At 62.1% G+C, this 13,751-nt stretch carries 15 protein-coding genes; 6 read left to right on the forward strand and 9 right to left on the reverse strand.

Features of this window, described 5'->3' with window-relative positions; translation table 11 throughout:
• Window positions 1-162: 162 nt before the first annotated feature.
• The 3 genes from NKH30_RS01660 to NKH30_RS01670 form a co-directional block, all read right to left on the reverse strand.
• Window positions 163-1,803 (reverse strand): acyl-CoA synthetase, encoded by a 1,641-nt coding sequence (locus NKH30_RS01660; RefSeq protein WP_352993944.1) that lies wholly within the window; start codon window positions 1,801-1,803, stop codon window positions 163-165.
• An 89-nt stretch (window positions 1,804-1,892) separates the two neighbouring features.
• A complete protein-coding gene (locus NKH30_RS01665; RefSeq protein WP_352849918.1) occupies window positions 1,893-2,120 on the reverse strand; it encodes a type II toxin-antitoxin system RelE/ParE family toxin in 228 nt (75 codons plus the stop codon).
• A 105-nt stretch (window positions 2,121-2,225) separates the two neighbouring features.
• Entirely contained in the window at window positions 2,226-2,471 is a 246-nt protein-coding gene (locus tag NKH30_RS01670; protein WP_352453248.1) for a type II toxin-antitoxin system ParD family antitoxin, read from the reverse strand.
• Window positions 2,472-2,616: 145 nt separating this feature from the next.
• Between NKH30_RS01670 and NKH30_RS01675 the strand changes: the two genes are divergently transcribed.
• From NKH30_RS01675 to NKH30_RS01690, 4 genes are all read left to right on the forward strand, one after another.
• Window positions 2,617-3,582: a sugar-binding transcriptional regulator gene (locus NKH30_RS01675; protein ID WP_352819126.1), complete on the forward strand. Its 966-nt coding sequence runs from the start codon at window positions 2,617-2,619 to the stop codon at window positions 3,580-3,582.
• Between the two features lie 81 nt (window positions 3,583-3,663).
• Window positions 3,664-5,718 (forward strand): bifunctional aldolase/short-chain dehydrogenase, encoded by a 2,055-nt coding sequence (locus NKH30_RS01680; RefSeq protein ID WP_352768544.1) that lies wholly within the window; start codon window positions 3,664-3,666, stop codon window positions 5,716-5,718.
• 72 nt (window positions 5,719-5,790) lie between these two features.
• Window positions 5,791-6,048 carry a type II toxin-antitoxin system RelB/DinJ family antitoxin gene (locus tag NKH30_RS01685; protein ID WP_352993947.1) on the forward strand — a complete coding sequence of 86 codons (258 nt, stop codon included), beginning with the start codon at window positions 5,791-5,793 and terminating at the stop codon, window positions 6,046-6,048.
• Between the two features lies 1 nt (window position 6,049).
• Window positions 6,050-6,322, forward strand: coding sequence for a type II toxin-antitoxin system YafQ family toxin (locus NKH30_RS01690; RefSeq protein WP_352502059.1), 273 nt, complete (start codon window positions 6,050-6,052; stop codon window positions 6,320-6,322).
• A gap of 18 nt (window positions 6,323-6,340) precedes the next feature.
• On the opposite strand, the gene NKH30_RS01695 is transcribed toward NKH30_RS01690, so the two are convergent.
• From NKH30_RS01695 to NKH30_RS01720, 6 genes are all read right to left on the reverse strand, one after another.
• Window positions 6,341-6,790, reverse strand: a complete 450-nt coding sequence (locus tag NKH30_RS01695) for a GNAT family N-acetyltransferase (RefSeq protein WP_352472283.1) — start codon at window positions 6,788-6,790, stop codon at window positions 6,341-6,343.
• On the reverse strand, window positions 6,787-7,062 hold the full coding sequence (locus tag NKH30_RS01700) for a DUF4440 domain-containing protein (RefSeq protein WP_352768540.1): 276 nt from the start codon (window positions 7,060-7,062) through the stop codon (window positions 6,787-6,789). The genes NKH30_RS01695 and NKH30_RS01700 overlap by 4 nt, the downstream gene beginning before the upstream one ends.
• A 10-nt stretch (window positions 7,063-7,072) precedes the next feature.
• Complete coding sequence (locus NKH30_RS01705) at window positions 7,073-7,219, reverse strand: hypothetical protein (RefSeq protein WP_352472319.1); 147 nt, start codon at window positions 7,217-7,219, stop codon at window positions 7,073-7,075.
• Window positions 7,220-7,459: 240 nt separating this feature from the next.
• Window positions 7,460-8,515 (reverse strand): substrate-binding domain-containing protein, encoded by a 1,056-nt coding sequence (locus NKH30_RS01710; protein ID WP_352472282.1) that lies wholly within the window; start codon window positions 8,513-8,515, stop codon window positions 7,460-7,462.
• A 46-nt stretch (window positions 8,516-8,561) separates the two neighbouring features.
• Window positions 8,562-9,557: an ABC transporter permease gene (locus NKH30_RS01715; RefSeq protein WP_352472281.1), complete on the reverse strand. Its 996-nt coding sequence runs from the start codon at window positions 9,555-9,557 to the stop codon at window positions 8,562-8,564.
• Window positions 9,558-9,640: 83 nt separating this feature from the next.
• Window positions 9,641-11,152: a sugar ABC transporter ATP-binding protein gene (locus NKH30_RS01720; protein ID WP_352768535.1), complete on the reverse strand. Its 1,512-nt coding sequence runs from the start codon at window positions 11,150-11,152 to the stop codon at window positions 9,641-9,643.
• A gap of 135 nt (window positions 11,153-11,287) precedes the next feature.
• Here NKH30_RS01720 and mtnK point away from each other — a divergent pair, with 135 nt between their 5' ends.
• Together mtnK and mtnA are read left to right on the forward strand one after the other, a co-directional pair.
• Window positions 11,288-12,559 carry an S-methyl-5-thioribose kinase gene (gene mtnK, locus NKH30_RS01725; RefSeq protein WP_352814666.1) on the forward strand — a complete coding sequence of 424 codons (1,272 nt, stop codon included), beginning with the start codon at window positions 11,288-11,290 and terminating at the stop codon, window positions 12,557-12,559.
• Entirely contained in the window at window positions 12,556-13,650 is a 1,095-nt protein-coding gene (gene mtnA, locus NKH30_RS01730; RefSeq protein ID WP_352542227.1) for an S-methyl-5-thioribose-1-phosphate isomerase, read from the forward strand. The genes mtnK and mtnA overlap by 4 nt, the downstream gene beginning before the upstream one ends.
• Window positions 13,651-13,751: the final 101 nt, after the last annotated feature.

Genomic DNA, 13,751 nt, shown 5'->3' on the forward strand with positions numbered 1-13,751 from the left:
CGATTTTGGCTACTAGTGACAGATGGTGACATCCCCCGACGGAGTTGGCCCACGAAACGCATGTGGTTTCCGCCGGGCGCGCCTGCAACGCCGCCCCGTGTTTTTTTGCGAAGGATCTTGAAAAGATGCTTTCCGAAATCGGTTCCGTTTTCGGATCAGGCCCTAAGGCTGCTTTGCCATCTCCCGCAGCCGGAACTTCTGGATCTTGCCCGTCGAAGTCTTCGGGATTTCCGCGAAGATCACCGCTTTCGGCACCTTGAAGCGGGCGAGCAGCGCGCGGCAGTGCTCGATTACCTCCGCCTCGGTCGCCGCCTTGCCCGGCTTCAGCTCGACATAGGCGACTGGCACCTCGCCCCATTTGTCGTCGTATCTAGCGACAACGCCGCAGGAGCCGACTGCGGGATGCTTGTACAGCGCCTCCTCGACCTCGATCGAGGAGATGTTTTCGCCGCCGGAGATGATGATGTCCTTGGAACGGTCCTTGAGCTGGATGTAGCCGTCCGGATGCATGACGCCGAGGTCGCCCGAATGGAACCAGCCGCCGGCAAAGGCCTCGTCGCTCGCCTTGCGGTTCTTGAGATAGCCTTTCATGACGATGTTGCCGCGGAACATCACCTCGCCGATGGTCTCGCCGTCGGCCGGCGTCTCTTGCATCGTCTGCGGGTCCATCACAGTCAGGCCTTCGAGCGCGGCGTAGCGCACGCCTTGCCTGGCCTTCTTCGCCGCCCTCGCCCCTTTCTCCAGCCGGTCCCACTCGCCGTGCCATTCGTTGACGACGGCCGGGCCATAGGTTTCGGTCAGGCCGTAGAGATGGGTGACGGCAAAGCCCGCATCGGCCATGCCCGACAGCACCGCCTCGGGCGGCGGCGCCGCGGCGGTGTTGAAGGTGACGGTCTGCGGGAACTGCCGCTTGTCCTCGTCCCTGGCGTTGATCAGCACCGACATGACGATGGGTGCACCGCACAGATGGGTGACGCCGTGATCGGCGATGGCGTCGTAGATCGGCTTCGGCCGCACCCAGCGCAGGCAGACATGGGTGCCAGCCTGCACGGCAAGCGTCCAGGGAAAGCACCAGCCGTTGCAGTGGAACATCGGCAGCGTCCACAGATAGACCGGGTGCTTGCCCATCCCGGCATGGATGGTGTTGGCATAGGCCATCAGTGCCGCGCCGCGGTGATGGCAGACGACGCCCTTCGGATTGCCTGTCGTGCCGGAGGTGTAGTTGAGCGAAATGGCATCCCATTCGTCGTTCGGCATCGACCAGGCGAAATCCTCGTCGCCGTCGGCGACAAACGCCTCGTAGTCGAGCGTGCCGATCCGCTCCCCCTTGGCATAGGGCGCATCGGCGGCATAGTCGGGATCGTCGTAATCGATCAGCAGCGGCCTGACCTTGGCCAGCGCCAGCGCTTGCCGGACCACGCCGGCGAATTCGCGGTCGACGATCAGCACCTTGCTTTCGGCGTGATCAAGCTGGAAGGCAATGACGGCGGCGTCGAGGCGGGTGTTGAGCGAATGGAGCACCGCCCTGGTCATCGGCACGCCGAAATGCGCTTCCAGCATCGGCGGTGTGTTGGACAGCATGACGGTGACGGTGTCGCCCTTGCCGACGCCGCGCTTCGCCAGCGCCGAGGCAAGCCTCAGCGAGCGCTTCCAGAAATCGCGATAGGTCGTGCGCTGGCGGCCATGGATGATGGCAGTCCGGTCGGGAAAGGTTTTTGCCGCCCGCTCGAAATAGGTCAGCGGCGTCAGCGGCTGGTGGTTGGCCGGGTTCCTGTCGAGATCCTGTTCGTAGGGATTGCCCATCCCGTCCTCCGAATGTCTGGTCGAGCCTTCTTACCACCAGATCCTGAGCGCGTACTGGATTCGTGCACCGCCATCAGACCCTTCGCCCATTACTTGGGACGCCCCTCCCCGCCCTCACCCTCCGGCCACAAAGCGTCGATGTCCCGATGCCCTTCCACGATATTCGCCACTTCGAAAAAGTCGCCATTATAGCGGAAGAAAATCACGTATCCCCTGAAAGCGAAACTTCGGACGTCCGGCCGGAGTTCGGGACGAGCACGACCAATCGTCGCCGGCAAGCTCGCCAGATCACGGCATTTCTGGCGCAGAGCATCCACAAAAACGCCCGCCAATCAACAGGCTGCCGCTTTCACGAGTGAGGTATTCAAGGATATTGACCAAATCTGCTTGTGCCGACGGCAGCATGCGCAGCCGTGGCACTCCTAAAAGCCTTCCCTTGCGAGTTGCTTGGCCTTGGCTTCCAAGGCGGCGTCAATATCCTGCTCGGTGGCTTCGCCGCCTTCAGCAAACGACTTGTCCACCATGGCACGGAGCGCCTTCAGCTTTTCCTCGCGCTCTTCGACAAGGCGCAGGCCCTCGCGCACGACTTCGCTGGCAGAACCGTAGCGGCCGCGCTTGACGATGTTGGAAACAAAGGTTTCCCAACGCTCTCCCAGTGATACGTTCATTGTCGGACCTCCTGATCGGTTTATTGTACCGAGATAACAATAAATGCGCAATTACTGACATCCGGATGCCAGGTGTCGGATCAGGTGCGCAGCCTAAGGTTTGACTTTTGTCGAGAGCCGTGAATAATGTCAGCGAGGAGATGGCATGGCGATCCGACCGGCAGAACAGCTTATCCACAAGGCCGCCTGGCTTTACTATGCACACGGCCTGCGCCAGGACCAGGTGGCCAGCCAGCTCAAGATTTCCCGTGCCTCGGTGGCGATGTATCTGCGCAAGGCGCGCGAGACCGGCATCGTCAACATCTCGACCTCGACCCAGCTTTTCACCGACGACGTGCTGGCGCGCAAGCTCGAAGACGCACTGCAACTCGACGCCGTCTGGATAGCGCCGGAAAACGGCTATGTCGCCGACCCCTCGACCGACATCGCGGTGCTGGCGGCAAGCGTCTTTCTCGAGCTGGTCAGGAAGGGCGACCGCATCGGCGTCGCCTGGGGGCGGACCATCTACACCATCGCCGACATCATGTCCTATGCCGATCTGCAGGACGTCACCGTGGTGCAGCTCTGCGGCAATCTGGGCGCCCCCTATTCGTACCGGCCGGACCAATGCACGATGGAAATCGCGCGCCGGCTCAACGCCAAGGGGCTGAATTTCTACGCGCCGCTGGTTCTGACGACGGAAGAACTGGCACGCGGCCTGCGCGCCGAGCCGGTGATCCGCGAGCAATTGTCGGGCATCGGTGAGTGCGACCTGGCGCTGTATTCGGTCGGCTCGGTGGACACCGACAGCCATCTGGTCAAATGCGGCGCGCTGACCGAGAGCGAAATGGCTGCATTGCGCAAGGCGGGTGCGGCCGGCGTCATTGCCGGGCAGATCATCGACGCCCGAGGCCAGGCGCTCGACTGCAGCTACAACCGCCGGCTGATTTCGGCAGAGCTGTCATCGCTGCACAGCATCGAAAAGCGCCTTGTGGTGGTGCAGGAGGACAGCAAGTTCGAACCGCTCGTCGCGGCGATCGCCGGCGGGCTCTGCACCCATCTGGTCGTAGGCGCGCGCATGGCGCGACGGCTGCTCGACCATGCCGGAGCAGCAGCAAAAGAGGTCGCCTGATACCTAGAGCCGCCGACGCATTGTCATCAAGGCGTCGCGGTATTCCTGTTCACAACAAAAGAGAAATCGGACGAAGCTGACATGAAGAACCTGTGGAATGACGGCGAGGCGGAGAAGCTGGTCGCCGACTATGCAAAGAAGGGTGTGGCCCGCGACCTGGCGCTGCGCGTCTATACGACCAGGCTGCTGGGCGGCGAGCCGCGGCTCGTCCTCCATGGCGGCGGCAATACATCGTGCAAGACCAAGGCCACCGACCTTGTCGGCGACGAATGGGACGTGCTCTGCGTCAAGGGCAGCGGCTGGGACATGGGCGTCATCGAGCCGCAGGGCCTGCCGGCGGTCAAGCTCGGCGCGCTGTTGAAGGCGCGGTCGCTCAAGAAGCTCTCCGACGAGGACATGGTCGCGCTGCAGCGGGCGAACCTCATCGACCCGTCCTCGCCCAACCCTTCGGTCGAGACGCTGCTGCACGCCTTCCTGCCGCACAAATTCGTCGACCACACCCATTCGACGGCGATCCTGGCCATCGTCGACCAGGAGGACAGCGAGGCGCTGAGCCGGAAGGTGTTCGGCGAGAAAATGGGATTCGTGCCTTACATCATGCCGGGCTTCGATCTGGCCAAGGCGGCCGCCGATGTATTCGACGCCGATCCGACGGTCGAAGGCCTGATCCTCGACAAGCACGGCATCTTCACCTTCGGCGACGATGCCAGGCAGGCCTATGACAGGATGATCCATTATGTGAACGTCGCCGAGGATTTCATCGCTGGGAACGGCAAGCCGCGCACCGAAAAGGTGGCACTGCCGGCCAGGCTGGCGAAGCCCGCGGAGATTGCGCCGATGCTGCGCGGCGCAGCGGCGGTGGCACGCGGCGAAGGCCGCTTCGACCGCATGATCAGCGATTTCCGCACCTCGGATGCGATCGTCGATTTCACCAATTCGGCAAAAATTGCCGACTATGCCGGACGCGGCGTGTCGACACCCGACCTGTCGATCCGCATCAAGACCGGACCGATGGCACTGCCGGCGCCCAACGCGGACAAGGTCGGCGACTACAAATCCGTCATCCGCCAGCATGTCGAGAAATTCGCCAAGGACTATCGCGCCTATTTCGAAACCAATGATGCGCTCGACGACGTGAAGCGCACCATGCTCGACCCGATGCCGCGGCTGACGCTGGTGCCCGGCCTCGGCATGTTCGGCCACGGTCGCACGCTCAAGGATGCGAAGATCGCCTCCGACGTCGGCGAAATGTGGATCGAGGCGGTACGCGGCGCCGAAGCCGTCGGCGATTTCCGCCCGCTCTCCAAAGCCGACCTGTTCCCGCTCGAATACTGGTCGCTGGAACAGGCCAAGCTCGCCGCCAACAAGCCGAAGCCGCTGACCGGCCAGGTGATGCTGGTCACCGGCGGCGCCGGCGCGATCGGTGCTGCCACGGCAAAGCTGTTCGCCGACAACGGTGCCCATGCCGTCGTCGTCGATCTCGATGGGTCAAGGGCTGCCGAGGCGGCAAAAAAGGCCGGTAACAATTCGATCGGCATTGGCGCCGACATCACCGATCCGGTGCAGATGCGCGCCGCCTTCGACAAAGCGGTCGACGTCTACGGCGGCCTCGACATTCTCGTCTCCAATGCCGGTGCTGCCTGGGAGGGCCGCATCGGCGAGCTCGACGACGCCACCTTGCGCAAGAGTTTCGAACTCAATTTCTTCGCCCACCAGTCGGCGGCGCAGAATGCCGTGCGCATCATGCTGGAACAGGGCACCGGCGGCGTGCTGTTGTTCAATACCTCCAAGCAGGCGGTCAATCCGGGGCCGAAATTCGGCGCCTATGGCATTCCCAAGGCGGCAACGCTGTTTTTGTCCAGGCAATATGCCCTCGACTACGGCGCGCATGGCATCCGCTCCAATGCCGTCAACGCCGACCGCATCCGTTCGGGGCTGTTGACCGACGCCATGATCGCCAGCCGCTCGGGCGCGCGCGGCGTGTCGGAGAAGGAGTACATGTCGGGCAACCTGCTCGGGCAGGAAGTGACGGCAGAAGACGTGGCCCAGGCCTTCCTGCATCAGGCGCTGGCCGAGCGGACCACCGCCGATGTGACGACGGTCGATGGCGGCAACATCGCGGCGGCGTTGAGGTAGGCGCGATCGGGGATCACACTTGCGTAATTGGTATTTTGTAGCTACATTGTGGCTCTCTTAAGGAGTCACAACATGGCAACGGATACCGTGGTCCGCGCTCGGATCGATACGGCGACAAAGGATCAGGCAACGGAGGCCTTGGCGGCAATGGGATTGTCCGTTTCCGACGCCATTCGCCTGCTGCTGGTCCGCGTCGCCGCCGACAAGGAATTTCCCTTCCCGGTGAAAGTGCCGAACGCAACGACTCGAAAGGCCATGACCGAATTGGAACGTGGCAGGGGCAAGCCTTTCGCCTCGGCCGATGAGTTGTTCAAGGATTTGGGAATGTGACGTGCTGACGCCCGTTCGCTCTGGGCAATTCCGTCGCGACGTGAAACGTGCGGAGAAGCGGGGCAAAGATCTTGGCAAGTTGCGCGAACTGCTAGGCCTCCTGCTCGCCGGAGATGAGCTACCGGCGAGCTATAAGGACCACTCGCTGAAAGGCGATTGGAAAGGCTTTCGTGACGCTCACATAGAACCGGACTGGCTCTTGATCTACCGAGTTGCCGGCGATGAACTCCAGCTAGCTCGCACCGGCTCCCATTCCGATCTGTTCAACGAATAGCCGAAGCTGTCGCGAAACTTAGGAATTCTGCGACTGGAAAGGGAACGAGAAGCGATACACGTTGCTCTCCCGCCGCTCGAAACCAAGTTTCTGATATAAGGCGTTGGCAGCCTTTCGCGACGGGCGGGAAGTTAAGTCCACTGTTCTTGCGCCAGCCTCTTGTGCCTGCCTCAGCGCTTCTCGTGTCAGGGCTTCCGCGAAGCCCTGACCTCGATGACCAGCGTCAACAACGACATCTTCAATTATAGCCCTGATCCCCGTAGGGATTTCGAAGAGCACGAGCGTCAACATGCCAACGTAGGCACCCTCTTCCGAACGGGCTACGAGAAGAATAGTAGCAGGCGATTTTACGACCCTAGTGATGCTGTCGAATGTTGGGGTGGCTGCCGTCGTTGATAGTTGAGACACCAATTGGGAGATCGCTTCCGTCACGGTCGGAGTTGCCTCTGTCAAAACCTCAATCTTCACAAGCTACCTCTCCGAGGTTCGCAAATATCCGAAACTGACGACACATACGGAACAATCGTTCCTTGATGGAAGAGCATCTGCCATCGCCCATCAAAAAGCTTCCAGATCGAACTCCGAACAGTCCTCCTCTCAGGCGTCCCCCCATCTGATCGGCGGATACTACGATATAGAACCAAGACAGCATCCGCCGCGATGGGCTTGACGGCGAAATCACGGATTTCAGGTAGAGTGGCTCTGCCCGAGTGCGTTTCTTGGAACAGAGAATCAATCACTACAGCTTTGTCATAAACCCGCCAGAACTGCCAAAATCCAAGAAATTTCCCCCAAAAATGGGGAGACGGCGTCCCGGGAAGAACGAACCTCTGGCCAGTGCAATTGCTGTTCGATCTGCTTAAAGACTTCAACATCAATCTCATTCGCTGACATCATCAGCCTTTCGCAAAACTCCCGATAAACCGATACTTTCGCGCATGATTTTTGCAACGTTGCAAAATCGGAACTGGCGACAATTAAATCCGGCAAACCCGCGGTGAAAACATCTTCGGCAAGACAAGAAGAGCCGCCTGCAACACCCTGCAGCAGGCGGCTCTTGGTTCCGAGTACGCGTCTAGTTCCACATGTCCGCCAAAGGCTTATAGCCTTGTCCGCTCTTTCCTTTTGCTTGAAACGCTACTTCGCGTTCGGGTTCGGCATCCAGGTCGGCATCGCGACATCGGCATGGGCGAATTGCGGCAGCTTGGCCGAGAGGTCCTCCATGTTCTTGATGTCCTTGTCGAGCAGATCCTTCTGGGTGATCAGCGTCGGCGGCACGATGACGTTGTGGCCGGGATCCTCGCCGGCCAGGAGCTGCGCCAGCGCACGCACCGAGACCTGGCCGACGACGGCCGGGTTGGTGGCGGCGGTTGCCGCCCAGGCGCTGTCCGGCTCGCGCATCGCGGCGATATCCGAGGTCGAGATGTCGGCCGAATAGATCTTGATGTCCTTGTTCAGCCCGGCCTCGTCGACCGCGATCTTCACGCCCTTGGCGAATTCGTCATAGGGCGCGAACATCACCTTGATGTCGGGATGGGCCGATAGCACCGAACGGGCCTGGTTGGCGACCGAATTGGCGATCGGATTGTCGAGCGTGCCGAACATGGCGGCTTCGTTGATGCCCGAATATTTCTTCTTGAATTCGACCCAGGTCTCGTTGCGGCGGTCGAGCGGCGCGATGCCGGCGACATAGACATAGCCGGCCTTCCAGCTCTCGCCATTGTCCTTGACCGCCTGTTCGAGCGCCAGGCGCGCGAGGTCGCGGTCGGACTGTTCGATCTGCGGGATCTTGGGGTTTTCGACATTGACGTCGAAGGCGACAACCTTGATGCCGGCGTCGACCGCACGCTGGGCGGCGTCCTTCATCGATTCCGTCAGTCCGTGCTGGATGATGATGCCCTGGACGCCGAGCGCGATAGCCTGGTCGACCATGTCCGCCTGAAGCGCCGCGTCCTGGCGGCTATCGAGCACGCGCAGGTCGACACCGAGCGCCTTGGCCTGCGCCTCGACGCCGGAAAGGTAGGCCTGGAAGAAGTCGCCGGTCGAGAGATAGCGGACCAGCGCTATCTTGACGGCACCCGGCTTGTCGAACGGCGCCGGCCTGTCCTGCGCTATTGCCGGCATCTGCATCAGCAATGTTGCGCCGGCAAGCCCGAGCGCTGCCTTCCCCAAAAGCCTTCTTGTGATGTTCACGTCGTTTCCTCCACTTGTTGAACCCAAAATATGACCCGGTCGAACCCTATCTCCTGCCCCTGCCGGAAAGGGCGAAGGTAAAGACAAGGGCGACCACGAGAACCACGCCCTTGACGAAATCCTGCGTGTAGTAAGGCGCGTTCATCATCGTCAGGCCTTGCAGCAGCACGCCGACAAACACCGCGCCGACAGCCGTGCCGAAGGCGTTCGGCTTGGCGGCGCCGAGAACCGCGTAACCGATGAGTGCCGCAGCCACCGCGTCGAGCAACAGATTATTACCCGAGGCGATGTCGCCGCGTCCAAGCCGGGCAGCGAGCAAAATGCCGCCGATCGAGGCAAAAACTCCCGAAATAACGTAGGCCCAGATTTTGTATGCCTTGACAGGCGCGCCGGCGAGTTCTGCGGCGCGTTCGTTGCTGCCGACCGCATACATCATGCGCCCGAAACGCGTGTATTCGAGAAAAAACCAGATCAGCACCGCCAGCACGAGCAGAACGACGACCGACACCGGAATGAGGTTCGGGATGAAGAAATCGAAGCGATGGCGGCCAAGCGCCAGGAACGCGGCGCCGAAGCTGCCGTTGGCGACCGAGCCGTCGGGCATGGTCATGCCGGTGGCGATCGAACGGCCTTCGGTCGGGATGCGCTGCAGGCCGACAAGCAGGAACATCATGCCGAGCGTCGCCAAAAGGTCCGGAACCCGCATATAGACGATCAGCCAGCCATTGATCAGGCCGACGACGGCGCCGATCACAAGACAGACGACGACCGCCACGACGGCGTTCTGCCCCAGCACCACCATGACATAGGCAGCCGCCATCATGGCGCTGGTGGCGACAGAGCCGATCGACAGGTCGAAGCCGCCGACGACCAGCGTGGCGGTGACGCCGAGCGCCAGAACGCCGGTGATGGCGACCGACTGGAAGATGAAGACAGCACTTTGCGGCGAGACGAAACCATCGGCAGCGACGGCGAAATAGCCGATCAGCCCGAACAACAGAACGATGAAGCCGTAGCGAATAGCATTGTCGCGCAGGATCATTCAGCGCTCCCGCACGCCGGCACCGTCTTTATCCAACCCGAATTCATGCCCTCTCCATTCCAATTCTCATCGTCATCCCGCCGTCAGGCTGCGCTGTGCAACGGCCCGCCCGCCACTTCGGCCAGCAGACGCTCGAGATCGACATCGGTATTGCGGTGCTCGCCGACGATCGTCTGCTCCGACATCACCAGGATGCGATCGGCCGTCTCCAGGGCTTCGTCGAGTTCGGTGACGAACAGCAGCGTCGCGCGGCCGTGGGCGCTGGCCCGCAGCTTGGCGGCGATGTCGCGCCTAGCCGAAATGTCGACGCCCTGAAAGGGCTCGTCGAGGATGAAAAGCCTTGCCGCCTGCGACATCCAGCGGGCGACCATCACCTTCTGCTGATTGCCGCCGGAAAGCGACGCCATCTCGTCCCTCTCCGAGCGGCAGACGATGCCGAGCTCCTGGATCTGCTGGCGGGCAATGGCGCGTTCGATACGGCGTTTGAGAACACCGAGACGCGACATGCGGCTGTGGAACGGCAGGCTGATATTCTCCTGGATGTTGAAGTCGCCGACGATGCCGTTTTCGCCTCGGTCCTTGGCGACGAGAAACACACCGGCGGCAATCGCTTCGCCGGTCGATGCCGGAGCATAAGGTTTCCCGTTCAGCACCATGGTCCCGGCCAGCGGCTGGCGCAGGCCGAACAGCGTCTCGGCGAGCACGGTCTTGCCGACACCGACAAGGCCGGTGATGGCAACGACCTCGCCATCGCCGAGGGTCAGCGAGATCGGCCTGGCGCCTTCAGCAATCCGCAGCGCGTCGGCAGTGAAAATTGCTTTGGCCGAATTCCTGGCGACGATCCGCTCGAGCTGGATCTTGCGGCCGAGCATGGCGTTGACCGCACCTTCGTAATCCAGCGGCTTCTTGTCGAAGATACCTGAGATAACCCCATCGCGCATCGAAATGATGCGATCGGCAAGCCGTCTGATATCCGACATACGGTGCGAGATGTAGAGGATGGCCACGCCTTGCTGGCGAAGCCGGTCGAGCAGCGCGAATAGCCGGTCGGCTTCGGCGCTGGACAGCGAGGAGGTCGGCTCGTCGAGGATCAGCACTTTCGGCCGATGCGCCATGGCGCGGGCGATCGCCACCATCTGGCGGTCGGCCAGAGAGAGATCGCTGATCCGGGCCTTGAGGTCGATGGCCAGTCCCATGCGGTGGGCCACCGCCTTTGCCTCGCGACGCACCCGGCCTGGATTGAACAGGGTCGGCACGCCGCTGCCGCTCAACCTGTCGAGGGTAAGGTTGGTGGCGACGTCGAGGTCGGCGACGACAGCGTCATTGATGTTCTGGTGGACGGTAACGACGCCGGCGCGGATCGCCTCCGCCGGCGTTTTCGGGTCGAACACGTGACCGGCAAGCGACATCGTGCCGCCGCCATGGTCGTAGACACCACTGATGATCTTGACGAGGGTGGATTTGCCGGCGCCGTTGGCGCCCATCAGCACGGTCACTTCGCCGGCACGCAATTCGAGCGAGACGCCGCCAAGCACCTCGATATGGCCAAAGGATTTCCTCAGGCCGTCGACGCGGAACACGGCATCATTGCCCATTCGCTCCTCCCTGACCATGACGCTATGGGCTATATCGGCAATTGTCAACACGATTGACAATTGCCAGCAGGCTTCCTAGCTTGGCCCGACCGCGTTGGCTCCGCTATCATCGGAGCACATGAGCGGGAGGTGAGGATGACTGGGAAATCGCCGTTCGAAGCACTGTCGGTCGAGACACTGGCGGGCCGTCTCGGTGCCAACGAGGCCCTGTGTTCGCAGATCGGCAAGGATACGAGCCAGTGGAAGGTTCGTGAAGTCGGCGACGGCAATCTGAACCTGGTGTTCATCGTCGAGGGTGCTGAGGGTGCGGCCGTCGTCAAGCAGGCCCTGCCCTACGTCCGGCTGGTCGGCGACAGCTGGCCGCTGCCGCTAAAACGCTCCTTCTTCGAATACCATGCGCTGACGCGGCAACAGGCGCGGGCGCCGGGTTCGGTGCCCGATATCTATCACTTCGACGAAGGCCAGGCGCTGATCATCATGGAGTATCTGTCGCCGCACATTATCCTGCGGCGGGCGCTGATCGAAGGCCGGCAATTGCCCAACATCGCGACAGACATCGGCTTGTTCATGGCCCGCACGTTGTTTCGCGGCTCCGACCTGCATATGGCGACCAAGGACCGCAAGGCCGATCTGGCGCTGTTCGCCGACAATGTCGAACTCTGCGACATCACCGAGAACCTGGTTTTCTCGGATCCGTATTTCGATGCCAAGATGAACCGGCACACCAGCCCGCAGCTCGACGGCATTGTCGCCGAGCTGCGCGCCGACCGCGACCTCAAGGTCGAGGCGCAGCGCATGAAGCACATCTTCGCTGCCAATGCCGAGACGCTGCTGCATGGCGACCTGCATTCCGGCTCGATCATGGTCACCGACACCGAAACGAGGATGATCGACCCCGAATTCGCCTTCTACGGGCCGATCGCCTTCGACGTCGGCATGCTGCTCGCCAATTTCTGGATGGCGTTCTTCTCGCAGCGTGGCCATGAACAGGACGGAAGCCGCGACGCCATGCGTGGCTATCTGCTCGGCGTTACGGTCGAGACATGGTCGGTGTTTCGCGCCGAGTTCTCGCATCTGTGGCGAACCGGGCGTACTGGCATGCTCTACCAGAAGAGCCTGTTCGAAGATCAGGGCGACAGGCTTGGCGCCGAGCAGGCGCTCGACCACATGCTGCAGTCGATCTGGACCGATCTGCTCGGCTTCGCCGGCGTCGAGGTTCACCGGCGAATTCTCGGCCTTGCCCACAATGCCGATTTCGAGACCATTGCCGATCCGGATCTGCGCGCCAGATGTGAGGCAAAGGCGCTGAAATTCGGCCGTCACCTCGCCGTCAACCGGCGCCAGATCCACAGCATCGACGAGGTCAACCGGTTGGCCGCGCTGATCGAACGGGAGAGCAGGATTTGAACGTCGGCGACCGCCACTACCGCACCATCTGGCCGAGTGACGACGGGCGTTCGGTGGAGATCATCGACCAGCGCTGGCTGCCGCATGATTTCCGCATCGAAAAGATCGATACCGTCGCCGGCATCGCCACGGCAATCCGCGACATGTGGGTGCGCGGGGCGCCGCTGATCGGCGTCACCGCGGCCTATGGCGTCGCCATGCAGATGGCCGACGATCCGTCGGATGCAGCACTCGACGCCGTCTGGGCAACCTTGCACGAAACGCGCCCGACGGCGATCAATTTGCGCTGGGCGCTGAACGAAATGCAGCGCTTCCTGCTGACGCTTCCGCTGGCAGAACGTGCCGCGGCTGCCTATCGGCGTGCCGGCGAGATCGCCGACGAGGATGTCGGCCTCAACCGCGCCATCGGCGCCCATGGGCTCGAAATCATCAAGGCGATCGCGGCGCGCAAGCAGCCGGGCGAACCAGTCAATATCCTGACCCACTGCAATGCCGGCTGGCTGGCCACCGTCGACTACGGCACCGCCACCGCGCCGATCTATCTGGCGACGGAAGCCGGTATTCCAGTCCATGTCTATGTCGACGAAACGCGACCCCGCAACCAGGGTGCCCAATTGACCGCCTGGGAGATGGCCGGCCACGGCGTGCCGCATACGCTCATCGTCGACAACGCCGGCGGCCATCTGATGCAGCGCGGCCAGATCGACATGGTCGTCGTCGGCACCGACAGGACCACCGCCGACGGCGATGTGTGCAACAAGATCGGTACCTATCTCAAGGCACTGGCCGCCGCCGACAACGACGTGCCGTTCTATGTCGCGCTGCCGTCGCCGACGATCGACTGGACCGTGGGCGACGGGCTGGCCGACATCCCGATCGAACAGCGCTCGCCCGACGAGGTCTCACTGGTCTGGGGCAAGACCGCTTCCGGCGAGATCGCCCAGGTCCGCGTATCCCCGGAAGCCACGCCGGCGGCCAATCCGGCCTTCGACGTGACGCCGGCGCGGCTGGTCACCGGCTTGATCACCGAACGCGGTGTCGCTACGGCCTCGCGCGAAGGTCTGAGGGCGATGTTTCCCGAGCGCGGATGATCCGCTTTTCCGGGAGGGCGCTCCGGATTTGCCTGATCTCACGATTTCTTGAACACGGCACGGTTAAAAACGCCCGTTGCCTGTCCCACATGGACGGCCGT

The organism is Mesorhizobium sp. M1273 (assembly GCF_040318195.1).
Classification (GTDB): Bacteria; Pseudomonadota; Alphaproteobacteria; order Rhizobiales; family Rhizobiaceae; genus Mesorhizobium.

Bases quoted from the DNA above. Each gene is read 5' to 3' on its own strand.
- NKH30_RS01660 (WP_352993944.1), bottom strand. From the start codon at position 1,803: ATGGGCAATCCCTACGAACAGGATCTCGACAGGAACCCGGCCAACCAC.
- NKH30_RS01670 (WP_352453248.1), bottom strand. From the start codon at position 2,471: ATGAACGTATCACTGGGAGAGCGTTGGGAAACCTTTGTTTCCAACATC.
- NKH30_RS01675 (WP_352819126.1), top strand. From the start codon at position 2,617: ATGGCGATCCGACCGGCAGAACAGCTTATCCACAAGGCCGCCTGGCTT.
- NKH30_RS01680 (WP_352768544.1), top strand. From the start codon at position 3,664: ATGAAGAACCTGTGGAATGACGGCGAGGCGGAGAAGCTGGTCGCCGAC.
- NKH30_RS01685 (WP_352993947.1), top strand. From the start codon at position 5,791: ATGGCAACGGATACCGTGGTCCGCGCTCGGATCGATACGGCGACAAAG.
- NKH30_RS01705 (WP_352472319.1), bottom strand. From the start codon at position 7,219: ATGATGTCAGCGAATGAGATTGATGTTGAAGTCTTTAAGCAGATCGAA.
- NKH30_RS01715 (WP_352472281.1), bottom strand. From the start codon at position 9,557: ATGATCCTGCGCGACAATGCTATTCGCTACGGCTTCATCGTTCTGTTG.
- NKH30_RS01720 (WP_352768535.1), bottom strand. From the start codon at position 11,152: ATGGGCAATGATGCCGTGTTCCGCGTCGACGGCCTGAGGAAATCCTTT.
- mtnK (WP_352814666.1), top strand. From the start codon at position 11,288: ATGACTGGGAAATCGCCGTTCGAAGCACTGTCGGTCGAGACACTGGCG.